The organism is Xanthomonas sp. 3058, from assembly GCF_014199765.1.
In the GTDB taxonomy this organism is placed as follows: Bacteria; Pseudomonadota; Gammaproteobacteria; order Xanthomonadales; family Xanthomonadaceae; genus Xanthomonas; species Xanthomonas campestris_B.
The window spans coordinates 222,109-248,941 of sequence record NZ_JACHOF010000005.1 but is presented as its reverse complement, the minus strand read 5'-3'; the positions used below and the strand labels follow the sequence as shown (position 1 = coordinate 248,941).

General features: G+C 65.4%; 22 protein-coding genes and 1 riboswitch. Of the genes, 4 read left to right on the top strand and 18 right to left on the bottom strand.

From position 1 onward, the window contains the following. Positions 1-561 precede the first annotated feature (561 nt). From GGR61_RS09815 to GGR61_RS09760, 12 genes are all read right to left on the bottom strand, one after another. Positions 562-1,278: a response regulator transcription factor gene (locus GGR61_RS09815; RefSeq protein WP_184407383.1), complete on the bottom strand. Its 717-nt coding sequence runs from the start codon at positions 1,276-1,278 to the stop codon at positions 562-564. Then, complete coding sequence (locus GGR61_RS09810; protein WP_184407384.1) at positions 1,268-3,928, bottom strand: sensor histidine kinase KdpD; 2,661 nt, start codon at positions 3,926-3,928, stop codon at positions 1,268-1,270. Before GGR61_RS09810 ends, GGR61_RS09815 begins: the two co-directional genes overlap by 11 nt. A gap of 67 nt (positions 3,929-3,995) precedes the next feature. Further along, positions 3,996-4,619 carry a potassium-transporting ATPase subunit KdpC gene (gene kdpC / locus GGR61_RS09805; RefSeq protein ID WP_184407440.1) on the bottom strand — a complete coding sequence of 208 codons (624 nt, stop codon included), beginning with the start codon at positions 4,617-4,619 and terminating at the stop codon, positions 3,996-3,998. Between the two features lie 27 nt (positions 4,620-4,646). Further along, positions 4,647-6,695 (bottom strand): potassium-transporting ATPase subunit KdpB, encoded by a 2,049-nt coding sequence (gene kdpB / locus GGR61_RS09800; protein ID WP_184407385.1) that lies wholly within the window; start codon positions 6,693-6,695, stop codon positions 4,647-4,649. Between the two features lie 10 nt (positions 6,696-6,705). Then, complete coding sequence (gene kdpA, locus GGR61_RS09795; RefSeq protein WP_184407386.1) at positions 6,706-8,490, bottom strand: potassium-transporting ATPase subunit KdpA; 1,785 nt, start codon at positions 8,488-8,490, stop codon at positions 6,706-6,708. A 15-nt stretch (positions 8,491-8,505) separates the two neighbouring features. Beyond that, a complete protein-coding gene (locus tag GGR61_RS09790; protein ID WP_006452907.1) occupies positions 8,506-8,598 on the bottom strand; it encodes a potassium-transporting ATPase subunit F in 93 nt (30 codons plus the stop codon). 747 nt (positions 8,599-9,345) lie between these two features. Beyond that, on the bottom strand, positions 9,346-10,926 hold the full coding sequence (locus GGR61_RS09785; protein ID WP_184621271.1) for a CocE/NonD family hydrolase: 1,581 nt from the start codon (positions 10,924-10,926) through the stop codon (positions 9,346-9,348). Between the two features lie 398 nt (positions 10,927-11,324). Further along, positions 11,325-12,299, bottom strand: a complete 975-nt coding sequence (gene thiL, locus GGR61_RS09780; protein WP_184621270.1) for a thiamine-phosphate kinase — start codon at positions 12,297-12,299, stop codon at positions 11,325-11,327. Positions 12,300-12,409: 110 nt separating this feature from the next. Then, positions 12,410-12,889 carry a transcription antitermination factor NusB gene (gene nusB / locus GGR61_RS09775; RefSeq protein WP_184407389.1) on the bottom strand — a complete coding sequence of 160 codons (480 nt, stop codon included), beginning with the start codon at positions 12,887-12,889 and terminating at the stop codon, positions 12,410-12,412. Beyond that, a complete protein-coding gene (gene ribH / locus GGR61_RS09770; protein ID WP_184407390.1) occupies positions 12,886-13,350 on the bottom strand; it encodes a 6,7-dimethyl-8-ribityllumazine synthase in 465 nt (154 codons plus the stop codon). The genes nusB and ribH overlap by 4 nt, the downstream gene beginning before the upstream one ends. A gap of 245 nt (positions 13,351-13,595) precedes the next feature. Beyond that, positions 13,596-14,735, bottom strand: a complete 1,140-nt coding sequence (ribB, locus tag GGR61_RS09765; RefSeq protein ID WP_184407391.1) for a 3,4-dihydroxy-2-butanone-4-phosphate synthase — start codon at positions 14,733-14,735, stop codon at positions 13,596-13,598. Continuing rightward, positions 14,732-15,334 carry a riboflavin synthase gene (locus tag GGR61_RS09760; RefSeq protein ID WP_184407392.1) on the bottom strand — a complete coding sequence of 201 codons (603 nt, stop codon included), beginning with the start codon at positions 15,332-15,334 and terminating at the stop codon, positions 14,732-14,734. The genes ribB and GGR61_RS09760 overlap by 4 nt, the downstream gene beginning before the upstream one ends. Before the next feature lie 162 nt (positions 15,335-15,496). Then, positions 15,497-15,676, bottom strand: a riboswitch (FMN riboswitch). Positions 15,677-15,894: 218 nt separating this feature from the next. Here GGR61_RS09760 and GGR61_RS09755 point away from each other — a divergent pair. Then, on the top strand, positions 15,895-16,518 hold the full coding sequence (locus GGR61_RS09755; RefSeq protein ID WP_184407393.1) for a hypothetical protein: 624 nt from the start codon (positions 15,895-15,897) through the stop codon (positions 16,516-16,518). A 302-nt stretch (positions 16,519-16,820) separates the two neighbouring features. Here GGR61_RS09755 and ribD read toward each other — a convergent pair whose 3' ends face one another. From ribD to GGR61_RS09730, 5 genes are all read right to left on the bottom strand, one after another. Further along, on the bottom strand, positions 16,821-17,915 hold the full coding sequence (gene ribD, locus GGR61_RS09750) for a bifunctional diaminohydroxyphosphoribosylaminopyrimidine deaminase/5-amino-6-(5-phosphoribosylamino)uracil reductase RibD (protein WP_184621269.1): 1,095 nt from the start codon (positions 17,913-17,915) through the stop codon (positions 16,821-16,823). After that, entirely contained in the window at positions 17,912-18,388 is a 477-nt protein-coding gene (locus GGR61_RS09745; protein ID WP_184621278.1) for a GNAT family N-acetyltransferase, read from the bottom strand. Before GGR61_RS09745 ends, ribD begins: the two co-directional genes overlap by 4 nt. A gap of 5 nt (positions 18,389-18,393) precedes the next feature. Continuing rightward, complete coding sequence (nrdR, locus tag GGR61_RS09740; RefSeq protein WP_005997276.1) at positions 18,394-18,918, bottom strand: transcriptional regulator NrdR; 525 nt, start codon at positions 18,916-18,918, stop codon at positions 18,394-18,396. 101 nt (positions 18,919-19,019) lie between these two features. Then, entirely contained in the window at positions 19,020-20,288 is a 1,269-nt protein-coding gene (gene glyA / locus GGR61_RS09735; RefSeq protein ID WP_184407395.1) for a serine hydroxymethyltransferase, read from the bottom strand. Positions 20,289-20,480: 192 nt separating this feature from the next. Then, positions 20,481-20,990: an RcnB family protein gene (locus tag GGR61_RS09730; protein WP_184621268.1), complete on the bottom strand. Its 510-nt coding sequence runs from the start codon at positions 20,988-20,990 to the stop codon at positions 20,481-20,483. A 226-nt stretch (positions 20,991-21,216) separates the two neighbouring features. Here GGR61_RS09730 and ettA point away from each other — a divergent pair, with 226 nt between their 5' ends. Beyond that, positions 21,217-22,878, top strand: a complete 1,662-nt coding sequence (ettA, locus tag GGR61_RS09725) for an energy-dependent translational throttle protein EttA (protein ID WP_064633896.1) — start codon at positions 21,217-21,219, stop codon at positions 22,876-22,878. 121 nt (positions 22,879-22,999) lie between these two features. Here ettA and def read toward each other — a convergent pair whose 3' ends face one another. Next, positions 23,000-23,515, bottom strand: coding sequence for a peptide deformylase (gene def, locus GGR61_RS09720; protein ID WP_184621267.1), 516 nt, complete (start codon positions 23,513-23,515; stop codon positions 23,000-23,002). A gap of 1,199 nt (positions 23,516-24,714) precedes the next feature. Here def and GGR61_RS09715 point away from each other — a divergent pair. Both GGR61_RS09715 and GGR61_RS09710 read left to right on the top strand, forming a co-directional pair. Beyond that, entirely contained in the window at positions 24,715-25,128 is a 414-nt protein-coding gene (locus GGR61_RS09715) for a hypothetical protein (protein WP_184407398.1), read from the top strand. Beyond that, positions 25,121-26,779: a PA domain-containing protein gene (locus tag GGR61_RS09710; RefSeq protein WP_184407399.1), complete on the top strand. Its 1,659-nt coding sequence runs from the start codon at positions 25,121-25,123 to the stop codon at positions 26,777-26,779. The genes GGR61_RS09715 and GGR61_RS09710 overlap by 8 nt, the downstream gene beginning before the upstream one ends. Positions 26,780-26,833 lie beyond the last annotated feature (54 nt).

Here is a 26,833-nt window from a genome sequence, read left to right as displayed (position 1 = left end):
CGCGCCGGAAACGGCAAAAAAATCGAGGATCTGAGCGCCGTCAGCCTGGTCGATGTGGTTAGGCTCATCCTCCGATGCCGTTGATCAGACCATCCTTAGACCGCTCAATGGGACGGCTGCCAGATGAGCGAAGCGATCGAGCAGCCGCGTATCTGGCCACTGAAGCAATGGCAAATGGCCTCACGCATGTGGACCACGTAATGCTTAGTACAGCCACCTCATCAAAGCAGGCAGGCCACTATCTCTTTGCGGTAGAAGGAGAGCCAAGCAACCCTGCACCTCTGCGCGCCCACGTGGCCACCGAGACGGCGATCAACACGCCAGTCGATATATCAATCCAGCGCGGCCTGGATATCCTTAGGGAACAACTGAGCCAGCAGCAGAGTATGCAACATGAGCAGATGCAGGAACGGCAGCGCCCGGGGCCGAGCATCGGATAGATATTCACCGCTCTCGCAGGATCCCAAAACTATTGCATTCGTCAATCCACCTTCCAAAATTCCGTTCACGCGCTTGCTGTGTTGCTGAACTCAATTTTTCCAAGACGATGGATCGCTTTGCTCAGCGCGCCACACCAATAAAACGCAGCCCCACGCCCGGTTCGGTGACGATGTAGTGCGGGTCGGCGGCATCGTCGTGCAGTTTCTGGCGTAGCTTGCCGACCAGGATGCGCAGGTAGTGGGTGTCTTCCTCGTGGGTGGGGCCCCACACCTCGCGCAGCAATTGCGGCTGGGTGACCACGCGGCCGGCGTGCTTGAGCAGCAGCGCGAGCAAGGCATATTCCTTGCGGCTCAAGGGCACCGCCTCGCCGTTGAAGGTGACCTCGCGCAGACCCAGATGGATATGCAGGCGGCCATCGTCGAACACGCTCTCTTCCACCGCGCTGCCGGCGCCGGCCTGGCGCAACAGCGCACGGATGCGCGCCATCAGCTCCTGCACGCCGAACGGTTTAGTGACGTAGTCGTTGGCGCCGGCATCGAGCGCGGCGACCTTTTCGGTTTCGCCGGCGCGCACGGTAAGCATGATCACCGGCACGCTGGACCACTGCCGGATCTCGCGCAGCACCTCGTGGCCATCGCGATCGGGCAGGCCGATATCCAGCACCACCAGCTCGGCGCCCTGCCCGGCCAGCACGGCCAGGCCTTCTTCGGCGGTGCCGGCCTGTAGCACGCGGTAGCCCTGCGCGCGCAGGCTGATGTCGAGAAAACGGCGGATCTGCGGCTCGTCGTCGACGATCAGCACGCGGGCGGGCGGGATAGCGGTGGGATCAGTCGGCATCGGGGCGAGGTGGCGCGGCAGGAACGAGCAACGGCAGCGTAATGCGGATTGTGGTGCCGTGACCATGTGCGCCGATCAGCGCCTCCACACTGCCGCCGTGCGCGCCGATCATGCCCTGGCAGATGGTCAGGCCCAGCCCGGTGCCGTGACGGCCGCGGTCGCCGCGCTCCACGCTGTAGAACATGTCGAAGATACGCGCGCGCTCGTCCTCGGGAATGCCTGGGCCCTGGTCGCCGATATCGACCTGCAAGGCGCCGGCGCACAGTTGCGCGTGTACCGTGACTGCCATGCCGGGTGGCGAAAATTTCGCCGCATTCTCCAGTACGTTGAAGATGGCCTGTTCCACCAGCGCCGGATGCACCCAGATCGCCGGCAGGTCGGCTTCCAGGTCAAGTTGCAGGCGCACCTCGGGCTGGTAGCGTTGCAGGCGGCGCATGGCCGAGCCGAGCAGCTCGTCCACGCCGATCCAGTCGCGCTTCAAGGTGAGCCCGGTATGGCCGAGCCGGGTCATGTCGAGCAGGTTCTGGATGTAGCGGTCCAGCCGCTCGCCTTCGAGCTGGATGGTGTCGAGCAGGCTGTGGCGATCTTGCGCATCCATCGCATCGCCGTAGCTGGCCAGGCTGCTGGCCGAGCCGATCATCGAGGCCAGCGGCGAGCGCAGATCGTGCGAGACCGACGACAACAACGCCGAGCGCAGGCGCTCGGTTTCGCCGCTGACGCGCGCGCCTTCCAGGTCGGCGACCAGACGCGTGCGCAACGCGGCCTGGCCGATGTCTTCCACCATCGCTTCGGCCAGCCGGCGTTGCTCCAGCCCAGGTCGCTGCACGGTCTGCCGGAAGCGCAACGCCGCCACGCCGAGCGTGCCGCGCTCGTGGCGTACCGGCACGCACCACCATTGCGCACCGGCCAGCGTATCGGTGAAGCGGCCGGCAGGTTGCCCATGGCGCTGCGTCCACTCCGCCGCGCTGCGGTCCAGTGCGCCGAAGCTGGCCGGTGCATCGCTTTCGCGTTGCTCCAGGCGCAGCCAGACCTCGGCATCCAGTGCGGTGGTCAATGCACGGCGACCGGCCTCCAACACCTGGCCGAGGTCTGCGGCCGTGCTGAGCTGGCGGCCCAGCGCCTGCAACGCGTTGGCATGCGCATTGGCCGCACGCAGCGCCAGCACCTGGCTACGCAGGCGCGAAGCCAGGCGGCCGGCGACCAGTGCAGCGATCAGGAACAGACACACCGTCACCACGCCCTGGCGGGCGCTGATCTGCAAGGTGAAGCGCGGTTCGATGAAGAAGAAGTTGTAGGCGACAAAACTCAGCAATGCCGCGACCACCGCGGCGGCCATGCGCGTGCGCGAAGCCACCAGCACCACGGCCACGATGAACACCATCGACAGATCGTCGATATCGGTCCAGCGCTGCAACAGCCACGCCACGCCCACCGCGCCGGCGGCGGCAATCGCCGCAAACGCCAGGTCGTAGCCTTGCAGCCAATGGCGTGGGTTGCGCCAGCGCTGACGCGCGCGGGCGCGCGCATCGGCGGAGCTGACGATGACCAGTTCGTAATGCGCGCCGCGTTGCAGCAGTTGCTGGGTCAAGGTGCGGTTGAACATGCGCGCCAACGGGCGCTCGCGGGTGCGTCCCAGCACCAGGGTCGATATGCCGTTTTGCGATGCGAAATCCAGCAAGGCCTCGGCGACATTGGCACCATGCAGCAACGCGGTGTCGCCACCCAAGCGCCGCGTCAGCGCGAAGGCGCGGTCGATCTCCAATTGCCAGCCGGCATCGGCCACGGTGCGGGTCTGCACGGTCACCACGGTCCAGGGCGCATCGCGGCGCTCCGACAATCGCCGCGCCACGCGCACCAGATACTCCGAGCTGCCACGCCCATCGATGGCCACCACCACGCGGCGACGCAAGGCGGCGGTACCGGGCAACCCGCGCGCGGCCTGGGTGTCGCGCAGGTCGCTGTCGACGCGGTCGGCGGCGGTCTGCATCGCCAACTCGCGCAGCGCAGTGAGGTTGGATGGCGAAAAAAACGCCTGCAAGGCCTGCGTTGCCTGTTCGGGCAGATACACCTTGCCCTGTTGCAGCCGCTCGATCAGCTCGCGCGGCGGCAGATCGACCAGCACGATGTCGCGCAATCGATCGAACACCGCATCGGGCACGGTCTCGGACACGCGCACGCCGGTGATGCGCAGCACGATGTCGTTGAGGCTTTCCAGATGCTGGATGTTGACCGTGGTGTAGACATCGATGCCGGCATCGAGCAGCTCGACGATGTCCTGCCAGCGTCGCTCGTGCCGGCTGCCCGGCACGTTGCGGTGGGCCAGTTCGTCGATCAAGGCCAGTTGCGGCTTGCGTGCCAGCAATGCATCCAGATCCAGTTCTTCCAGCTCCCGGCCCTGATAGCTCACGCGCATGCGCGGCAGCAGCGGCAGGCCGTCCAGCAACGCGGCGGTTTCGCTACGCCCGTGGGTCTCCACAATGCCGGCCACTACGTCCATGCCCTGGCGCAGGCGCTCGCGCGCGCGCGACAGCATGGCGTAGGTCTTGCCCACGCCAGGTGCGGCGCCCAGAAACACCGTCAGGCGCCCGCCATGTTCGCGCTGCAGTTCGCCCATCAGTGCGTCGGCTTGTTGGGTGCGGGCGTCGATCATGGAGGCCGGGTTTGGAGAGTCGGGATTGGGGATTCGTGCAGCCTACCGCGAGCTGACAGGTCTAGTGCTATTGCTTTAACCCATTGCCGATTCCCGACTCCCGATTCCCGGCCGCATCCAGCGCCAGGTTCAGCGCCAGGACATTCACCCGCGGCTGCCCAAGCAGCCCGAACTGTGGCCGTTCGGTGGCGGCCTGTACCAGCGCGGCGACGCGCTGCTCCGGCCAACCGCGCGCCTTGGCCACGCGGCGCACCTGCACCTGCACCGCCGCCGGGCTCAGATGCGGGTCCAGGCCGCTGCCGGATTGGGTCAGCAACTCGCTCGGCACCGTCTCCGCTGCAATACCGTCGCGTGCGGCCACGTCGGCGCGCGTGGCGGCGATGCGGGCCTGCAGGTCGGGATTGGAACGCGCCTGGTTGCTGCCGGACGCAGCGGTCGGGTCGTACTTGGCCGCCGACGGACGCGGTTGGAAATAGCGTGCATCGGCAAACGGCTGCGCCACCAATGCCGACCCGACGACACGCTGCTCCACGCGCAGCAGCGAGCCGTGCGCCTGATCGGGAAACAATGCGCCAGTGATGCCGGTGGCGATCAACGAATAAGCCAGGCCCAGACCGAACAGGGTGAACAACGCCAGCATCACCGACCCGCGCAATGCGCCGTCGTCGCGCAACGGCAATGCGCTGTGCATGCCGGTCTTGGAGGAAATGGTCATGGCTCAGGCTCCCAGGGTGGCGACAAGCGCCAGATCGATCACTTTGATCGCGGCAAACGGCAGCAACACACCGCCCAGGCCGTAGATCAGCATGTTCCGGCGCAGCAAGGCCGTGGCGCTGGACGGACGAAAACGCACGCCGCGCAACGCCAGCGGAATCAACGCCGGAATGATCAAGGCATTGAAGATCAGTGCCGCCAACACCGCATGGCGCGGGCTGGACAGCTGCATCACGTTGAGCGCGGCCATCGACGGAATCGCAGCGGCAAACAACGCCGGCAGGATCGCGAAATACTTGGACACGTCGTTGGCCAACGAGAACGTGGTCAACGCACCACGCGTGATCAACTGCTGCTTGCCCACTTCGACCACGGCCAGCAGTTTGGCCGGGTCCGAATCCAGATCGACCATGTTGCCGGCTTCCTTGGCTGCCTGCGTGCCGGAGTTCATCGCCAGGCCGACGTCGGCCTGGGCAAGCGCCGGTGCGTCGTTGGTGCCGTCGCCGACCATCGCCACCAGCCGTCCACCGGCCTGCTCGGCGCGGATACGGGCCAGCTTGTCTTCCGGACGTGCCTGGGCGATGTAGTCGTCCACGCCGGCCTCGGCGGCAATCGCCGCAGCGGTGAGCGGGTTGTCGCCGGTGATCATCACCGTCTTGATGCCCATCGCGCGCAGCTGCGCAAACTTTTCCTTGATGCCCTGCTTGACCACGTCGCTCAGCTCGACCACGCCCAGCACATGCCGGCCTTCGGCCACCACCAGCGGGGTGGCGCCGCCGCGTGCGACTTCTTCGATGCGTCCGTTCAATTCCGGCGACACCGTGGCGCCTTGCGCCTGCACATACGCCACGATCGCATCGCCGGCACCCTTGCGGATGCTGCGCTCGCCCAGATCGACGCCGGACATGCGGGTCTGTGCGGTGAAGGCGATGAAATGCGCACCATCCGGCTCGACCAGCACCGCTCCTTGCTGGCGCGCCAGCTTGACGATGGACTTGCCTTCCGGCGTCGGGTCGGCCAGCGAGGCGAGCATGGCCGCATCGCGCAGCTGCGCACGATCGATGCCGGCCAATGGATGAAACGCGGTGGCCTGGCGATCGCCGTAGGTGATGGTGCCGGTCTTGTCGAGCAACAGCACGTCCACGTCGCCGGCCACTTCCACCGCCTTGCCGGATTTGGCCAGCACATTGGCAGACAGCGCGCGGTTCATGCCGGCAATGCCGATCGCCGGCAGCAACCCGCCGATGGTGGTCGGAATCAGGCACACCAGCAACGCGATCAGCAACAGCGGGTCCAGCGTGACGCCGACGAACCCGGCGATCGCAGGCAACGACGCCACCACGATCAGGAAGGTCAGCGTCATCGCCGCCAGCAACAGAGTGAGCGCGATTTCGTTCGGCGTCTTCTGCCGATTGGCGCCTTCCACCAAGGCGATCATGCGATCCAGGAAACTATGTCCCGGCTCGGCGGTGACCTTGAACACGATCTCGTCGGAGAGCACGCGCGTCCCACCGATCACGCCACTGCGATCGGTGCCGGCCTCGCGCAGCACCGGTGCCGATTCGCCGGTTACCGCCGCTTCGTTGATCGTTGCAACGCCGCGCACGATCTCGCCATCGGCCGGGACGAATTCGCCTTCGGACACCATCACGTAGTCGCCCGGACGCAGTTCGGCCGCCGGCACGCGGGTTTCGCGCCCGCCGAGTGCGGTTTCCACCCGGCGTGCGACCAGATCCTTGCGCGCACGGCGCAGCGATGCAGCCTGCCCACGGCCACGCGCCTCGGCGATGGCTTCGGCAAAATTGCCGAACAACACGGTCACGAACAGGATCGCCGTCACCGCCCAGCCGAAACCGGCATTGCCATACCCGCTGGCGGTGATCACCGCCGCCAGCAGCGTGCCGCCCATCACCACCGCCATCACCGGGCTATGCAGCAGATGCCGTGGCGACAGCTTGATAAAGGCCGCACGCATCGCGGCGATCAGCACCGCAGCGTCGAACAACGCTGCGTCGCCGCGCTCGCGTTTTTCAGTTGTATCGATCGTAGACATTGCTCAATTCTCAGGATGCCGCCAGGGCGAGGTGTTCAGCGATAGGGCCCAGCACCAGTGCCGGCATGAACTGCAGCACGGTCAGCACAAGCACGATCGCCATCAAGGTCAGCGCAAAAGTGGGCGTTTCGACCTGCAGGCTGCCGGCCGACTCGGGCGCGCGCCGCTTGACCGCCATGCGCGCGGCCACCATCAGGGGCAGGATCAACGCCGGGTAGCGGCCCAGGGCCAGCACCACCGAGCAGCTCAGATTCCACCAGTAGGTGGCATCTCCCAGGCCTTCAAACCCCGAGCCGTTGTTGGAAAATGCCGAGGTGTACTCGTAGAACACCTGACTGATGCCGTGGAACCCCGGGTTGGAATTGGCAGTGACCGCCGGCACTGCCAGCGCCACCGCGGTGAAGCCCAATACGACCAACGGCTGCAGCAGGATCAGCAAAGCGAGCAATTGCACTTCGCGCGATTCGATCTTGCGACCGAACAACTCCGGCGTGCGCCCAGTCATCAGACCGGCCAGAAACACGCTCAGCAACAGATACACCACGAACTGCTGCAAGCCGCAGCCGATGCCGCCCCAGATCGCGTTGATCAGCATGTTCACCAGGGTGACCAGGCCGCTCAACGGGGCCAGCGAGTCGTGCATCGCATTGACCGAGCCGTTGGAGGTTTGCGTGGTCAACGCCGCCCACAGCGCGGAGGCATCTGCGCCGATACGCACTTCCTTGCCCTCCATCAATGCAGCCGAGCCGGCGCTGGCCGAATGCGCTTCGGACCACACCAACAACGCCGTGGATGCCGCCGACATCGTCAACATGGTGCCGAATACCAACGCGGTGAGGCGTTTGCGCCCGGTCAGATAGCCGACCATGAACACCACGCTCATCGGCAACAACACGATCGCCAACGTTTCGAGCAGATTGCTCAACGGCGTGGGATTTTCCAGCGCCACCGAACTGTTCGGGCCATACCAGCCACCGCCATTGGTACCCAGCTGCTTGACCGCCACCATCGCCGCGACCGGGCCGATCGGAATGGTCTGCTTGGGCATGCCGGCACTGCTGTCCAGCGGAGCGGCGGTTGCCGCGCCCTGGAGCGTGGACGGCACGCCCTGCCAACCGAGCAGCACGGTCCACAACAGGCACAACGGCAGCAAGACGCGCACGCTGGCACGGATCACGTCGGCCCAGTAGTTGCCGACATCGGCTTCGGGCAGGGCCTCCAATCCAGTGCTTGCCTGATGCCGTTCACTGCGCGCGGCCGTCGCCGGATCGTCAGCACCACTCGCCGTCGATGGCGAAGCGGAGATCGCGCTGGCGACCGCCCGCCCACCGAACAAGGCGCGCAGCGTCGCCACTGCCAACGCCAACCCCATCATCGGCGTCACCACCTGCAGGCCGACGATGCCGGTCATCTGCGCCAGATACGACAGCTGCGCCTGGCCGGAGTAATGCTGCTGGTTGGTATTGGTGACGAACGACACCATGGTGTGCAGCGCGGTATCCCAGCGCATGTTCGGAATGGCGTCCGGGTTGAACGGCAGCCATGCCTGAGACATGAACACCGCCCAGGTCAGCAGGCCGACCACCAGGTTGCTGAGCAAAAACGCCACGGCATAGCCGCGCCACGACATGCCCTGTTGCGGGCGCGTGCCCAGCAGCGCATAGAGCGGCCGTTCGATCCAGCCGAACAGCGCATCGCCACGCATCGGCGCGCCGCGCATCACCGCCGCCAGATAGCGGCCCAGGGGCCACGCCAGCACGATGGCCAGCGCATAGACAAGGAAAGTTTCAATCATTGGAGCGCACTCGCATCAGAAGTCTTCGGGCCGCAGCACCACGTACAACAGGTACGCAGCGGCAACGAGCACCGCCACACCGCACAACAGCGACAACCAGGCAGGCATGTCGGTTACTCCCGGTGGCGCGCGCAACGCGGCGCGAACGAAGCGTCACGCAACGGCGCATGCGCGGGGTGCACGACAACAAGGCAAGGCGCTGCCGCAGCGTGCGCGCAGCACCGATGGAGCAGACAGGTCAGGGCAGGCATCGGAATCATCCAGGGCGGAACCGCTCCGCCAACGTGCGCAGTCTCTTCCTGGCCTGCGTAAAGTCGCTAGGGACATGCCAGGGTCGCCGCGTAAATTCCGCATAAATGCTGCGCTGCGACGGCCTGCAGTCACCTATCCACGTTATGCATCCGTTTCCAGGCAACCACGACCACGACTTCATCCACACCATCCAGTCTCAGCGCAGGACGGCCAGGTTTTGAGTCAGTGCGTTATGACGTCATAGCAAAGCCGTGCTGGTCGAGGCACGGTGCCCTCACCATTTCCGGGACACGCCGCGAATCCTTTCATGGAGGCGCGGTGGCGGCATCCATGCCGCCACGCGGTCCCGCAAGCGGCGAGGACACCGCGCCAGACACTCCGCTGGTTGCTTTGTTTAAACCCATGCATGCCGACCATCTCGACTGGATCCTTGCCCGCGCAGCGTCGCGGGACCTTACGCGGCATGGATGCCGCGTAAGAGCTACAAGGACGTACTTGCAGCGTGTCCCGCGACGCTGGACGGGTAAGGCCCCTGCAGCCAGGCCGCAGATAGCCGGCCTGCAGTAGGCTGACACGAAGTCGTTTTGTTAGCCGCTCTAAGTGCTATCGCAGCGGTACGTTCAACACCGATGGTGTTGCCGCCGGCGATGTAAACGTCACCGCGCCGCCGCCGTCGCTGGCGTCGGTGTAACGCGCATCGTGGGTATCGATCACCAGCACCAATCGCTGCCCGGCCGGAATCTCCGTAGCGGCCGCCTGCAGCGACCAATCCAGCGTCACCGCGCTGCCCGGCGTGGCACCGCGCAACGAGTACGGCGCATGCGTGATCAATTGCGCCACACCCAGGGCATCCATGCGGTACAGATACGCGAACAGACTCACTTTCGTTTGACTGGGCACCACGGTGACGCGCAGCGAGGGACTTCCCGCCAGCCGCCGCGCACTGCTCGACGGCGCGCCCACCCACACCGCTGCGCCGATGCGATTGACCAGCGGAATCGACGTGGTGACCGGTGCGCCAATGCCCTGCAACAACCCGCTGACCAGCACCACGCCCGAGTCGGCCAGTGTTGGCACATCGGTGGCGATGCGCGACTGCCAACCGCTGGCCGTCCCGCCAATCAACCCGCCGGTGGGGCTGAGCACCCCGGCCGGTGCGGACAGCCCGAGGCGCGTGCCACCCTGCTGCACGGAGCTCCAGTCCGGGTACTCCAGCCACTGCCCGGCACGCGGCGACAGCCGCACCGGCGCTTCGGCATCCACGCCATTGCGCACCTGCTTGAGATGGCGATCGAACCAGCGCGTGGCTGCGGTATACACCTCGTTGGGCAGGCCCAACGCGCCCGGCAGTTCTGCGGTGGCGTGATCGCCCTGACTCAGCAACAACTGCTTGGGACCACGTAGCTGATTGAAGAAGGCGATGGTCTGGTTCGGCGGGAACAAGCCATCGTTGAAGGCATTGCCCAGCAGCACCGCGGTGCCCCGCGCATTGAGCGCGGCCACATCGGTGGCCGGGCTGCGCGAAGCCGCCTGCGGCAGGAAGCCCTGCACGGCACCGTCGTAATCGCCCACCGCAACACGTGCGCCGATCCGTGCCAGATCCGGCCCGGCCCGGCCGGTCAACGCACCGGCACCGACCAACAACCCGACCCCTTGCTGGCTGACGGTGCGATTGGCATACAGCGAGGCTTCCAGATCGGCCCACCCGCTGAGCGCGGCCACCGCCTTGATGCGCGGATCGCGCTCGGCCGCCAGCAGACTGATGCCGGCCCCGTAGGAAATGCCGGAAGCACCGATCGCGTCCGGATTGGCCGGAGTGTGCGCCAGCGCCCAGTCGATCACCGCACTGACGTCTTCCACGGTGTCGGCACCGGCAATGTCGATCTGCCCGGCCGAATCCCAGAATCCACGCGAGGTGTAGCTGACCACCACATAGCCATCGCTGGCCAACTGGCTGGCGCGGCCCAGATATTCCAGATTCGGCAACGACCAGCTGGCCGGCATCACGATCAGCGGAAACGGTCCGCTGCCCTGCCCCTGCGGCACCAGCACCAGCGCGCCCATCGCCGCACCATCCCAACCGGGGATACGTTCATAGGTCTTGCTGAAACCGCCGGCCAGTGCCGAGGCCGATGCCACCAGCATTGCCATCGCGGCGATGCTTCCGATCCAACGCTTGTTCATGCAGTTCTCTCCCACGCGAGGCCGGGCCGGGGTGGCCCAGCAGCAGATGCCGTGCATCCGTGGTTCGGGGGAGAACATTGCGACCGTACCAGACGGTACGGTATGGCTCAAGGGCGGGGATTGGGGATTGGGGATTGGGGATTGGGGATTGGGGATTGGGGATTGGGGATTGGGGATTGGGGATTGGGGATTGGGGATTGGGGAGGCGGGAATGCTGGAACGGTACTCACCAAGCCCAACCGCCGTCCCTTCTCCCGCCTGCGGGAGAAGGTGCCCGAAGGGCGGATGAGGGAAAAACCGCCCAAACCAAAGCCCACCCGGCACCACCACCACCATCAAAAAACCAGCACCAACCAGCCAAAGCGCTCACTCACCACCGCCGCGCCAAAGACCCACCATCAGCCAACAAAGTGCTGATACCCCCGCTGCGGCGGTTGCCATGGCTTGCCGTCGGCGTCGTGCACCACCACCCCACCCGCAGCAACGATCCGGCCGATCCGCGTGACCGTCACCCCGGCAAACTCCATCGCCTGCACGACCGCATCGCGGTGCTGCACGGCGGCGGTGAAACACAGCTCGTAATCGTCGCCGCCGCCGAGCTGCCAGCCGATGCATTGCAGCGCACTGACCTGCGCACTACGTGACATCGTCGGCAACGCCGCCAGCGCAAGCTGCGCGCCCACACCGCTGCGGTCGCACAGATGTCCCAGGTCGGCCAATAACCCGTCGGAAATATCCACACAGGCATGCGCAAGCCCACGCAAGCGCAGCCCGGCCTGCACACGCGGCTGCGGGCGTAGCAAGCGGCTACGCCATTGTTCATGCACCGGGTCGGCGGCCACGCAGGTCACATCCAACTGGCCGGCTTGCCACAGCGACAACGCAGCGGCCGCTTCGCCCGGCGCACCGGTCACCCAGACATCGTCGTCCACGCGTGCGCCGTCGCGACGCAACGCCGCACCCGGCGGCAGGCTGCCGATCGCAGTCACCGCACACGACAACGGCCCGCGCGTGGTGTCGCCTCCGACCAGGGCGATGTCGTGCGCATCGGCCAGCGCAAGGAAACCATCGGCAAACGCGTCCACCCACGCCGCATCATCGTGCGGCAACGACAACGACAAGGTGCACCAGCGCGGCTGCGCGCCCATCGCGGCCAGATCGGAGAGATTGACCGCCAATGTCTTCCAGCCCAGATCGTCGGCGCGCGTTTCATGCGGAAAATGCACCCCCGCGTTGAGCGTGTCGGCGGTGATCGCCAACTGCTCGCCGGGCGGCGGCTGCAACAACGCCGCATCGTCGCCAATGCCCAACGGCACATCGGCACGCGCGGCGATGCGCGTGCGCAGACGAGCAATCAGATCGAATTCAGGCATGGGGACGGGAATCGGGAGAAGGGAATCGGGAATCGCAAAAGCGCGTCAGGAGATATCGGAGGTGGTGCTCTTACGATTCCCCATTCCCGACCCCCCATTCCCGCGGCGCCTCATGCGCCGCTCGCGCCCGACTCGACCTTGCGCCACTCCACCGCCGCACGATCCAGCACACCGTTGACGTAGGTGTGGCCATGCTCGGAACCGAAGCGCTTGGCGGTTTCGATCGCTTCGTTGATCACCACACGGTACGGCACGTCCTGCCGATACAGCAGTTCGTAGGCGGCCAGGCGCAGCACCGCACGCTCGATCGCATCGACCTCTTCCACGCCGCGATCCAGATACGGGGTCAGCGCGGTGTCCAGCTCGGCGCGGTTGCTCAGCACGCCGTCGACCAGGCTCTCGAAGTAGGCCAGATCGGCCACTTCGTGCGCCTGCTCGTGCGCGAACTGGGAGATCACCTGCTTGGCGAAACCGCCGGAAATCTGCCAGGCATACACCGCCTGCAAGGCACGCCGGCGTGCGCGCGAACGCAGTACCGGGTCGATGCCGTCGCGACGACCGTGGCGGGCGTGTCCACCGGGCTTGCTCATGGCAACAACTCCATCAAATTGACCAGTTCCAGGGCCGCAAGTGCGCACTCTTCGCCCTTGTTGCCATGGCTGCCGCCGGCCCGTGCCTCGGCGTCTTCCACCCGCTCGACCGCCAGCACGCCGTTGAGCACCGGCACGCCGGTCTGCAACTGCACGCTCATCAGGCCTTCGGCGCACAGGTCGGCGACGTGTTCGTAGTGGCGGGTGTCGCCACGGATCACGCAGCCCAGCGCGATGATCGCCGCATGCTGGCCGGATTGCGCCACGCGGTTGGCGGCGATCGGAATTTCCCAGGCACCCGGCACGCGGACCACGTCGATGGCGTCCTCGCCGATACCGTTGCCGGCCAGGCTCTGGCGCGCGCCGGTGACCAGCGCGTCGGTGATGCGGGCATTCCAGCGGCTGGCGATGATCGCAAAGCGCGCGGTGGTGGGGCGGAGATCGCCTTCGTAGTGGGTCATGCGGGTCGGCAACTCAAGGGGGCAGGAAGTTTAACAGCTGCCGCCCCCCGCCCGGCCGACGCGTGCAGGCCGGGCCGCCGAAGCAGGCCCGGCCAGGTACCCCGGAACGCAACGCGCAGGCAACCGATGATGCTGCCGCCCGATGGCGCGGCGCTGCAAACAGCAGCAACCGCTGGGGGCATGCAGCGGCCCTCGCATCGCACGCGCCCATCCGACGACCACGCATTCCACGGCGTCTACGTTGTTCAGGGCACCGCTTCCGGCGGCACCGAGCGCATGCCTTCGCCCGGATGGCATTCCAGGTACTCCACCACCTCCAGCCCGAACCCGGCCAGGCCCACCTGACGGCGCGGCGTGCCCAGCACGCGCAGCTTGCCCAGGCCCAGCTCGGCCAGGATCTGCGCACCGGCCCCGTTGCGCCGCCACTGGCTGACGTCCTTGGCGTTGGTTGCCGCCTCCGGTTGCTGGCGCAGCCGCGCCAGCAGCGATTCGCTATCGCGTGGCGCCGACAGCACCACCATCACACCCTGCCCTTCGGCCGCGATCGCGCGCAGGGCATCGGTAGCGGCCACGCCGAAATCGTCGCGCTGCCAGTGCAACAGATCGGCCAGCGGGTTTTCCACCTGGACACGCACCAGCGTCGGCGTGTGCGGATTGGCCTCGCCGCGCACCAGCGCAAAGTGCAGGTCGTGGGCGATGCGGTCGCGGTAGGTCACCAGCTTGAACGGCCCGAACTCGGTGGTGATCTCGCGCTCGTCCACCCGCTCGACGGTGTGCTCGTTGGCCAGGCGATAGGCGATCAGATCGGCGATCGAGCCCATCTTCAGCCCGTGCTCGCGCGCGAACACTTCCAATTGCGGCCGGCGCGCCATGCTGCCGTCCGGGTTGAGCACTTCCACCAGCACGCCGGCCGGCTCCAGCCCGGCCAGCATCGGCAGATCGCTGGCCGCTTCGGTGTGACCGGCGCGGGTCAGCACCCCGCCGGGTTGCGAGATCAGCGGGAAGATATGCCCCGGCTGGCTCAGATCCTGCGGCTTGGCATCCGGTCGCACTGCGGTGCGCACGGTATGCGCGCGGTCGTAGGCGGAAATGCCGGTGGTCACGCCTTCGGCCGCCTCGATACTGACGGTGAAGTTGGTCTGGAACTGCGCGGTGTTGTTGCGCACCATCGGCGCCAGGCCGAGTTGGGCGCAGCGTTCGCGGGTCAGCGACAGACACACCAGCCCGCGCGCGTGGGTCACCATGAAATTGATGTCCGAGGGCTTGACCAGCTCGGCGGCCATGATCAGATCGCCCTCGTTCTCGCGGTCTTCGTCATCGACGATGACCACCATGCGTCCGGCGCGCAGTTCTTCGAGCAGTTCCAGAACGGGTGCGAAGTTCATGCCGCACCCCGCGTGCCGAGCAGGCGTTCGACATAACGCGCCACCAGGTCGATTTCCAGATTCACCGCCGCCCCGACCACCGTCTGTGCAAACGCGGTGTTGGCCACCGTGTGCGGAATCAACGCGACCTCGAATCCTTCGTCGTCCACGTCGTTGACGGTCAGGCTGACCCCGTCCACGCAGATCGAGCCCTTCTTGGCGACATAGCGCAACACCGCCGGCGGTGCGGCAAACCGCCAGCGCTGCGCCCGCGCATCGCCATGCACCGATTGCACCTGGCCCAGGCCATCGACATGCCCGCTGACCAGATGCCCGCCAAGGCGATCGGTCGGGCGCATCGCGCGTTCCAGATTGAGCAGCGCGCCTTCGGGCAAGGCGCCCAGCGTGGTCAGCGACAGGGTTTCGGTGGAGGCATCGGCCTGGAAGCTGCCGGCATCGAAGGCGATCACGGTCAGGCACACGCCGTTGACCGCGATGCTTTCGCCCAGTTGCACCGCTTCGAACGGCAAGCTGCCGGTGGCGAAGGTAAACCGCACATCGCCGCCCTGCGGCTGGCGCGCCGCCAGACGGCCGACGCCTTCGATGATTCCGGTAAACATCAGCGCGCCTCCGATTGCAGCAGCAACTGGGCGCAGGTGGCGCGGTGGAAGGTCGCGACGCAGCGCGACGGGTGACGCATGGACATAGTCGTTTCTCGCAGGAGTTGAGCGAAAAACGCCACAAGGCAAACAGGCGCGCGCACAGCCGCAAGGCTGCGCGTTGGCCGTCTTCTTTCATCCGGACTATACCGTCGGCCCCGGCATCGCACCGGATCTGCTGACCTTGCGCATCAGGAGCTTCGCGGGGATCGCTCAACTCTTGGAAGCGCAAGCGCTCGCGGGCTCGCACGCTTGCGCATGCCTACCGCCGGTGGGGAATCGCACCCCGCCCTGAAGACGTTCGTGAGTACCGGCGAACCGGCGCGCAAAGTTTAACAGTGCCGACCGACGCGATGCCGAACGTCAGGCAAGGCTGGCAGGACAGTGCGTCATGTCAGGAAATCCCCCATAGCCAGGGTTGTGAAGGATCTGTTAATTTACGCGCCGCGACGGGGACACGTCGCATTTCCACCCCGCAACGGGGCGGAGACACGGACTTCACTTTCGGAGAGAGCACCCAAATGCGTAACACCCTGATCCTGGCGACCCTGCTGGCCGCCGCACCGTTTTCCGCGTCTGCTGAAGGCCTGAGCTACAGCTATGTCGAAGGCGGCTGGAACCGTACCGAAATCAACGTCAATGATGATTCCGACGACATCGATGGCGGCTACCTCCGCGGTTCCTGGCAGATTGCCGAGCCCGTGTACGTGCTCGCTGGCTATCAGCGTGCCAACAAGGATTACAACGTGGGCAGCGGCTTCGTCATCGAAGGCACCCTGGAGCAGGCCAATGTCGGTATTGGCTACCGCCAGGAAATGACCGAGCGCGTCGAGTTCACGGCTGATATCAGCGTGCTACGCAGCAAGGTCGAATCCGACCTGCGCCTGCGCGGCCGTTCGATCGACAACGCGTCTGACTCGACCACCCTGGGCTTCGCCAATCTGGGCCTGCGTGGCAAGCCCTCGCCGCGCACCGAGGCCTGGGTCAAGGCCGGCTATATCGACGGCAGCGACGTGGACGAAGGCGAGTTCGTCGGCACGTTGGGTGGCCAGGTCAACTTCACCCGCACCTGGGGCCTGGTTGCCGAAGCGCAGTTCATCGACAACGCCAACCAGTATCGGGTCGGCGTGCGCGCAAGCTTCTGATAGGCGCCTCGCAGTTGTCCGGGAAAGGCCCCGCAAGCGGGGCCTTTCTTGTGGGGATGATCGAGCGCATTGCGTGCGAGGCAACCTGCCCTGCATGTGTATGCAGGCAGAGACCGCAGTGCTCTTTGCTGCTTCAGCGCAAGGTTTTACGCCACAAGATGTAGTGCGCTGGAAAAACCACACCAGTGCGGTAACTGCAGCCTCCATCGCTTGCACGGCAATGTGCACCCGCAAGCAGAAGCCACATCAAGCACCACGCGCAAGGTGATCCGCTGCTGCGCATCGAGCGCGTTACGCAGCACTCACCCGGTAGTATTTGGCGCGTAACGCAAACGCAAATCCTGACCCAGTTGACGCACCTCGTGCAGTTGCAATGCATGACGCTGCGCCATCGTGTCGATGCCGAGCCCAGCCAGCAGCGGCCTGGCGGTCTCGCCCAGCAGCACCGGCGCCATGTAGACCAACAGGTCGTCGACCAGCCCCGCTTGCAGCAGCGCACCGCTCAGCGTTGCACCGGCTTCCACATGCACCTCGTTGATGCCGCGCTCGGCCAGTAACGCCAGAACGGCAGCAAGATCGAAGCGGCCGGCGTGCAGCGGCATCGCAAGACACTGCGCGTCGTCGAGTGCCGGCGCCTGCGCGGTCTCGCCATGCAGATACAGCGTCGGCGCATCGCCCTGACGGATATTCTGGCACCTCAACGTCCGCAGACCGGCGTCGAGCACCACACGCAACGGCGGCACGAACGGCGTGTCGTCACCGAGCCGCACGGTCATCGCCGGATCGTCTGCCAGCACCGTGCCGGCACCGGTCAGGATCGCACCGGCACGCGCACGCCAGCGCTGCACATCGGCGCGCGCATCGGCGCCGGTGATCCATTTGGACTCCCCACTGGCCAAAGCGGTGCGCCCATCCAGGCTGGAGCCAAGTTTGACCCGCACCCACGGACGGCCACGCTCCACCCGCGACAGGAATCCCTGATTGAGCGCACGCGCCTGTGTCTGCATGACACCACTGAGCACCTCGATCCCTGCCTCGCGCAGCAACGCGAAGCCACCGCCGTTGACCTGCGGAAACGGATCGGCCATCGCCGCGACCACACGGCGCACGCCGGCGTCGATCAAGGCAAGTGCGCACGGTGGCGTGCGTCCGTAATGCGCGCAAGGCTCCAACGTCACATAGGCGGTGGCACCACGCGCCAGCTCGCCGGCTGCACGCAACGCGAACACTTCCGCATGCGGGCCACCGGCCCGTTGATGAAAGCCTTCGCCCACGCATACGCCATCGCGCACGATGACGCAGCCGACCATGGGATTAGGTCGCGTGGTGTAGGCGCCACGCGCGGCCAGGCGCAGCGCCTGCGCCATCCAGCGGTGATCGTCGGCACTTGCGTTCATTGCGGCACCCGTTGCGGCTCAATAGACATCACCACGATCGGCAACGACCCAAGCAACAGCCCCGCATGCATCTGCCAGCCCAAGCGTTGATAAAACGGCGCCAGGTCCGGTTGGCAATACAGATACAACGTGTCCACGCCCAGCCCGGCGGCGGTCTGCACGCAATGCGCGACCAATGCCTCACCGATGCCCTGCCCACGCGCGTGCGGCTGCACATATAGCGATGCCAGCCAGGGCGACCATTGCCGAATGCGCGCATCGTCGTTGTCCAGCAGACTCACCGAACCGAGCCACTGGCCCTGATCGAGCGCCACCCACGTCATCGGGATCACACCATCGCGCGTGTGGCTGCGCAACTCGCTCAACGCCTCATCGAAATTCCAGTCCGGCAACAGACTGCCGAAGGCTTCAAGATGCGCGTGCGCGATGGCGGGAAGATGCTCCGGCGTGTCGCCCACGCAGGCAATCGGCACGGCGTTCAACGCTTGCCTGGCTTGCCGGCGCGTTCCAGTGCCGCTTCCAGCAGCGGCAGCTGTTCGCTCCCGACCGGAAGCTCGCGTTCGAGTTTTTCGATTTCCTCGCGGAAATCGGCAACGTCCTGAAAACTGCGATACACCGAAGCAAAGCGCACATAGCCGACATGATCGAGCTTGCGCAGCTCGACCATCACGTATTCGCCCACCCGCAGCGAGCCCACTTCGCGCTCGCCGGACATGCGCAGCTGATGCACCACCGCCCGCACTGCCGCCTCGATCTGCTCTTCGGACACCGGACGTTTCTGCAGGGCGCGGTCGAAGCTGGTGCGCAACTTGCGCGCATCGAACGCCTCGCGGCCGCCATCGCTCTTGACCACGGTGGGCAGCTTGAGTTCGATCGTTTCCAGGGTACTGAAACGCTCGCCACACGCCTCGCACTCACGACGCCGACGGATCGTCGTGCCGTCTTCGGACACCCGCGAATCGATCACGCGGGTGTCGTTGTGCTGGCAGAAGGGGCAGTGCATCAGACGTCCGGGAATAGGGAGAGGGAAATAGGGAATCGGAACAGCAGGGCTATCGCAGCGTTGCTTTTACCATTCTCGTCTCCCTATTCCCCATTCCCGTCTCAGCCATACACCGGATATTTCTTGCACTGCGCGGTCACTGCGTCGCGGACTTTCGCCAGCACGGCTTCGTCGCTCGGTGCATCCAGCACGTCGGCGATCCAGTTGGCCAGGTCGATGCTGTCCTGTTCCTTGTAACCGCGTGTGGTGATGGCCGGGGTACCCAGGCGCAGGCCCGAGGTCACGAACGGCGAGCGCGGGTCGTTGGGAACTGCATTCTTGTTCACGGTGATATGGGCCTTGCCGAGCGCGGCTTCGGCGTCCTTGCCGGACACGTCGCGGCCGATCATGTCCACCAGCATCAGGTGGTTCTCGGTGCCGCCGGACACGATCTTGTAGCCGCGCGCGATCAACGTCTTGGCCATCGCCTGGGCGTTCTTGACGACCTGCTGCTGGTAGGTCTTGAACGCCGGCTCCAGCGCTTCCTTGAACGCCACCGCCTTGGCCGCGATCACGTGCATCAGCGGGCCGCCCTGGATGCCGGGGAACACGATCGACTGCAGCTTCTTCTGCAGCTCTTCGCTGGCTCCCTTGGCCACGATGATGCCGCCACGCGGGCCGCGCAGGGTCTTGTGGGTGGTCGAGGTGACCACGTGCGCATGCTCCATCGGGCTCGGATAGACGCCGGCGGCAACCAGGCCGGCCACGTGCGCCATGTCCACGAACAGATACGCCCCGACGCTGTCGGCGATGGCGCGGAAACGCGCCCAGTCGATCTTCTGCGAATACGCCGAGAAGCCGGCCACGACCATCTTCGGCTTGTGCTCGGTAGCCAGGCGCTGGACCTCGTCGTAGTCGATCAGGCCCTGCGCGTCGACACCGTATTGCACCGCGTTGAACAGCTTGCCCGAGACATTGACCTTGGCGCCGTGGGTCAGGTGACCGCCATGGGCCAGGCTCATGCCCAGGATGGTGTCGCCCGGCTGCAGCAGCGCCAGATACACCGCCTGGTTGGCCTGCGAGCCGCTGTGCGGCTGCACGTTTGCATACATATCTTCCATGGAGCCCGCGCCGAACACCTGCTTGATGCGGTCGATCGCCAGTTGCTCGGCGATATCGACGAATTCGCAGCCACCGTAATAGCGCTTGCCCGGATAGCCTTCGGCGTACTTGTTGGTCAGCTGGCTGCCCTGGGCTTCCATCACCAATGCGCTGCAGTAGTTCTCGCTGGCGATCAGTTCGACGTGATCCTCCTGGCGGCCGACTTCAGCGGCGATGGCCTTGGCCAGTTCGGGGTCGTAGGTTTCCAGTCGGACGTCGCGCGAGAACATTCGAAACTCCGGGGCAGCTGCAGCCAGTAGGGCCGCCGATTGTAAGCCCCCGCCGCACGGGTGACCAATCGCACCGCTGTGGCAGGCCATGGACCCGATCGGCCGGCAAGCTGCACAAATGACAAAGGCGCACCGAAGTGCGCCTTTGTGGGAGGGCCGGCCCGATGGCTCGGCGAGCGATCGGATGCCCGCTCAGTTATTGAGGACCAGGTCGGCGATCACGCCGGTGGCGATGGCGACCAGCAGCAGATTGCCGGTGTTGTCGCGCTGCCAGCGGTAGCCATACGGCGGGCGACGCAGGTTGTAGCGGTCGTAGTCGTTGATCACGTAAACCGGGCCGTGGTAGCGCTGACCGCGGGCCCAATACGGGCGCGGCGGCGGGCCGACGCGGTAGTAGCTGGGGCGATCGTAGACATAGACCCGGTTGCGGTCGTAGCGACGGTCCTGATAACGGGCATCGCGATAGCCCTCGCGGTAGCCACTGCTGTAGTAGCGGCGGTCGTCGCGACGGTCATCCCGCCACTCGCGGCGATCGCTGCGCCAGTCGCGATGGTGATCGCGGCCGCGGTCGTGACGATCATCGCGGTCGTGGCCACGACGATCGTGGCCGCGGCCCCAGTCGTCGGCAAACGCTGCCGGGGCCACGGAGCCCAGCGCCAGGATGGAAGAAAGCATAACAGTGACGATGCGTTTGCGGTTCATGACCAGCTCCTGTTTGCGATGTCGCAATTTCATTAAGACGCTGCCCGCCTTAACGCATTCTTGCTGGAATCGGTTACGAAAATGCCTATTCAGGTAGTAGGTAGGCTGCCGTTTAGCCACATCCCCACCCGGCGCGGCCCCGGGCACTTGCCCGTATAATCGGCGCAATCCCTTTTCCGCTGCCTCCGGCCTCGGCCGGCGGGCTGCTTGCGTCCACGGAGTCCCCATGTCGCAATACATTTACACCATGAACCGCGTCAGCAAGGTGGTCCCGCCCAAGCGGCAGATCATCAAGGACATCTCGCTGAGCTTTTTCCCCGGCGCCAAGATCGGCCTGCTGGGCCTGAACGGCGCGGGCAAGTCCACGGTGCTCAAGATCATGGCCGGCGTGGACACCGATTTCGAGGGCGAAGCCCGTCCGCAGGCCGGCATCAAGGTCGGCTACCTGGCGCAGGAACCGCAACTCAACCCCGAGCACACCGTGCGCGAGGCAGTGGAAGAAGGCGTGGGCGACGTGCTGCAAGCCCAGGCCGCGCTGGATGCGGTGTATCTGGCCTATGCCGAAGAAGGCGCCGATTTCGACGCCCTGGCCAAGGAACAGGAACGCCTGGAGGCAATCCTGGCCGCCGGCGATGCGCACACCCTGGAAAACCAGCTGGACGTGGCCGCCGATGCGCTGCGCCTGCCGCCGTGGGACGCGGTGGTCGGCAAGCTGTCCGGTGGTGAAAAGCGCCGTGTGGCGCTGTGCCGCCTGCTGCTGCAGAAGCCGGACATGCTGCTGCTCGACGAACCGACCAACCATCTTGACGCCGAATCGGTGGAGTGGCTGGAGCAGTTCCTGGCGCGCTACACCGGCACCGTGGTGGCGGTCACGCATGATCGCTACTTCCTGGACAACGCCGCCGAGTGGATCCTGGAACTGGACCGTGGTCGCGGCATTCCGTGGAAGGGCAACTACACCGACTGGCTGACCCAGAAGGACGAGCGCCTCAAGCAGGAAGACAACCAGGAAAAGTCTCGCCAGAAGGCGATCCAGAAGGAACTGGAATGGTCGCGCCAGAATGCCAAGGGCGGCCGCACCAAGGGCAAGGCGCGTCTGGCCCGCCTGGAAGAGCTGCAGTCAGTGGACTACCAGCGCCGCAACGAGACCAATGAAATCTTCATCCCGCCGGGCGAGCGCCTGGGCAATGCGGTGATGGAATTCAAGAACGTCTCCAAGAAGTTCGGCGACCGTCTGCTGATCGACAATCTGTCGATGATCGTGCCGCCCGGCGCCATCGTCGGCATCATCGGCCCCAACGGTGCCGGTAAGTCGACCCTGTTCAAGATGATCACCGGCGCGGAGAAGCCCGATTCCGGCGAGATCGTGGTCGGCCCGACCGTGCAGCTGTCGTACGTGGACCAGAGCCGCGACAAGCTGGAAGGCAACCACAACGTGTTCCAGGAAATCGCGGGCGGCCTGGACATCCTCAACATCAACGGTGTGGAGATCCAGTCGCGCGCCTACATCGGCCGCTTCAACTTCAAGGGCCAGGACCAGCAGAAGATGGTCGGCTCGCTGTCCGGTGGTGAGCGCGGTCGTCTGCACATGGCCAAGACCCTGCTGCAGGGCGGCAACGTGCTGCTGCTCGACGAACCGTCCAACGACCTGGACATCGAAACGCTGCGTGCGCTGGAAGATGCGTTGCTGGAATTCCCCGGCAACACCTTCGTGATCTCGCATGATCGCTGGTTCCTCGATCGCATCGCCACCCACATCCTGTCGTTCGAAGGCGACTCGCACGTGGAGTTCTTCCAGGGTAACTACCGCGAGTACGAAGAAGACAAGCGCCGTCGCATGGGCGATGACGCAGGCCCCAAGCGCCTGCGCTTCAAGGCGCTGAAGTAAGCACGACAAGGCAAGACGACAAGGGCGCCGCAAGGCGCCCTTTTTATGTGTGCATGCGCCGCAGCAGCGGCTGATCGAATCACGACATACCTAGCGACGCAACATGCGTCCGGACCCTGCGTTAGAGGTCGTACGACAACACGTCCTCGAAGCCGAAGGTATCGAAATTTTCGATCCGCGAGGGGTACAAGCGGCCGACCAGGTGATCGTATTCGTGCTGCACCACCCGTGCATGGAAGCCTTCGGCTTCGCGCTCGATCGGACTGCCGTCCGGCGCAAAGCCACGATACCGAATGACGCGATAGCGCGGAATCACCGCACGCAGGCCGGGAATGGACAGGCACCCTTCCCAACCGTTTTCCATTTCCTCCGATAGCGGCTCGATCTGCGCATTCGCCAACGCGGTGCGTGGCACTGCCGGCGCTTCGGGGTAACGTTCGCTGGCTTCGAACCCGAACACCATCAATTGCAGATCCACCGCAATCTGCGGGGCGGCCAAGCCGACGCCACGTGCATCGTCCATGGTTTCGAACATGTCGGCCACCAGGGTGTGCAGCGCGTGACTGCCGAGATTGGTGACCGGTGGCGCAATACGCAACAGGCGCTTGTCGCCCATACGGATGATCTCGCGAATCATGCGGGTGCTCCTGGAAAAACATGGCGCCGATTCTAGAGCGTGCTGCGCATGGTGAAGTGAGTGCGAGATGGCCTGCTCATGCGGTGCGGGTCATCGAGAGCAGCTGGTCATGGCACGGTTACCGGCAATCGAAAAGAGCATCTACCCGAAGATGCGCTTCGGAGTTATGGCCACTCCAGCGGCGCACTGCTCTGGCCGCCCCTCCACCGGCATGCCGCTGTCTTGGTCGAGTCGCGGCGATAGTGCCCCCATCCGCCCTTCGGGCACCTTCCCCCGCACGCGGGGGAAGGACGCTGGATCGATCGAGGGGCATCGAGAGCAGCTGCTCATGGCATCTGCCCCGGCAATCGAAAACCGCCACTTGAAGATGCGCTTCGACGTTATGGACACTCCAGCGGCGCACTGCTCTGGCCGCCCCTCCCCCGGCATGCCGCTGTCTTGGTCGAGTCGTGGCGATAGTGCCCCCATCCGCCCTTCGGGCACCTTCCCCCGCGCGCGGGGGAAGGGCGCTGGATCGATCGAGAAATAAGGCGTCCCCCTGCGCGTGGGGAGAGGGAGCTGGATCGATCGAGAAATAGGGCCTCCCCCACGCGTGCGGAAGGGAGGTGGATCGATCGATGAGTAAGGCCGGTCTGCGTGCGGGCACGCGAACTGGGGCGATTGCGGAAGACGCCATCACCCGCTTGCGGGGAACGGCATGCAAATCGAATGCGAGCCCCTCTCCCGCTTGCGGGAGAGGGGTTGGGGTGAGGGGACGGCGCAAGGCCCAAGGGCATTCAAACTCCAACAGCACTTCGCCCCCCCTTCACCCACTGCTGCGAAGCACGCTCTCCGGAAGCAAAGGCATCTGCCGTCGGAGCCTTGCCTGCGGGTTGCGCTGACCAAGCAGATGCCACGGTGAACGACAACCCCGACATGGCTGAAAGCCGGTTTCTATCCGCCAGCTGCCTGCCGGCAGATTCGGGCCAAAACCCGGCTTTTCCGGGCCCAACCGCTGTTGTCGACCGTATGAAATCCCGAATGACAAGCGCCCTGCTGACTGTTTCAGGCCAGCACTTCGCAATCGGCGCCATGGATGTCAAAAGATTGACACATCTCACAGATTCATGTTTCAGTCATCAACAGACTGAAACGAAAGGATTCTCCCGAGCGCCGGCATCAGCACGGCGTTATTCCCTGTTGGACTCAAGGAAATTCCCATGATCCACGTTCGCAAGCCCGGATGGATGCTGTCCGGCATGTTGTGCATTGCCTGTCTGCCGGCCGTGGCCGCAGCACAGGATGTCGCGAGCAGCAGCTCCAAGGTCGGTATCGACCCCACCACCGGCAAGTTACGTGCACTCACCGCCGCCGAAAGCGCCGCGCTCGACCAGCAGGCCAACACGGCGGCACGCAGCAGTGCCGCACGCTCCAACATCCCACAGACAGAAGCCGCCGCACGCGCGACCGAACGACGCCTGCCCAACGGCACCGTGGCGCGCAAGTTGCCGGCCACGCAAATGAGCTCGCTGGTGGCAACCCGTCAGGCCGATGGCCGCATCGTGATCGAACACAGCGACGACGCCGACGCCCAGCCCGCCCACGCCGAGCACGGAGCGCTGCCGCATGAATAAGCCACTGTTGCTGCTCTCTCTGGCCGTTGCCGCCGCCCTGGCACCGCTGCATGCCTCGGCCGCCACCGTCACGCTCATCAATGGCGATGCCGGCACCAGCGTGGGCTTGAACGATCCGTCCGCCGTCGCGCCGTTAGGCGGCAATCCCGGTCGCTCGGTCGGTGAGCAACGTCGCATCGCCTACCAGTACGCGATGGACCTGTGGGGCGCGGTGCTGCAGAGCAATGTCGAGATCAAGGTGTATGCCTCGTTCGCACGGCTGACCTGCACCGCCACCGGCGGCACGCTGGGCCAGGCCGGGCCGAACTGGATCGTCAACGACTTCCCCGGCGCCAAGGCCAACACGCTGTATCCGTCCGCGCTGGGCGATGCAATCGCCGGGCAGGATCTGGTGCCCGATCCGAACGATCCGGCCGACGTGTTTTCACAGTTCAACGGCGATCTGGGCAAGCCCGACTGCCTGGCCGGCTCGGGCTGGTATCTGGGCCTGGATGGCAAGACGCCCGAAGGCCAGATCAACTTCCTCAACGTGGTCATGCACGAGATCGGCCACGGCCTGGGCGCGGCGGGCTTTCTCAACAAGACCACCGGTGTGCTGGGCTCGGGCACTGGCTTGACCGACGTGTATACCGCGCAGGCCTTCGACAACGTGCAGAACAAGCGTTTCGACGACCCGACCATGACCGATGCGTTGCGCGCCGAAGCGATGCGTACCCCCGGCCGCACCGTGTGGGCCGGCACCCGCGTCAACCGCGAGGCGGCCCTGATCCTGGATCCGCGCACCTTGTTGCAGGTGAGCGCACCGGCCAGCGCGGCGGGCAAGTTCGAGGTGGGTTTTGCCAGCTTCGGGCCGCTGGCCAATGCGACCAATTTCCCGGCACGGTCGGTGGTGACCGTCGATGATGGCGTTGCTGCCGCATCGGCCAGCGATGGCTGCGAAACACCGTTCGTCAACGCCGCGGCGGTGGCCGGCAAGGTGGCACTGATCGATCGCGGCACCTGCGCGTTTGCGATCAAGGTCAAGAACGCCCAGCTCAATGGCGCGGTCGGGGTGATCGTCGCCAACAACGCCGCCGGCGTGCAGACGATGGGCAACGCAGCGCCGCCGATCGACGACATCACCATTCCGTCGGTGATGGTGTCGCAGACCGATGGTGCGCGCCTGAAAGCCAGCACCGCAGTGATCGCGGCCCTGTACGAAGACCCGGAGCTGTTGCAGGGCACCGACAGCGCAGGCCGGACGCGGCTGTACGCGCCCAGCGTGGTGGCCGGCGGTTCGACGTTCTCGCACTTCGATACCGATCTGCAGCCGAATGCGTTGATGGAACCGTTCGACACACCGGAAGTGCAGGCGCATCTGAACATCGACCTGACCCCGGCGATGTTTGCCGACATCGGTTGGACCTTGAATCGTGGGCTGGCCAAGTTGGGCAACTGCAATACGCTGGTGCCGACCGTGGAAACCGGCGGTTTGATTCCCGGTGCGAATGTCTCCGCCGAAAGCAGCCTGTGCAAGGCGCAGAACGCGGGCAACCGGTTCGGCTATCTGAGTTGCATGGACGAGCACGTGCGCGAACTGCAGCAGCAAGGCGCAATCAGTCGCCTGCAGCAGGCCGCCGTGTTCGTGTGCGCAACCAAGGTGCGTCCGTAAGCGGCAACCAGGCGCGCACCTGGGCCGATGTAAAGCGAACGGCGCCGCAAGGCG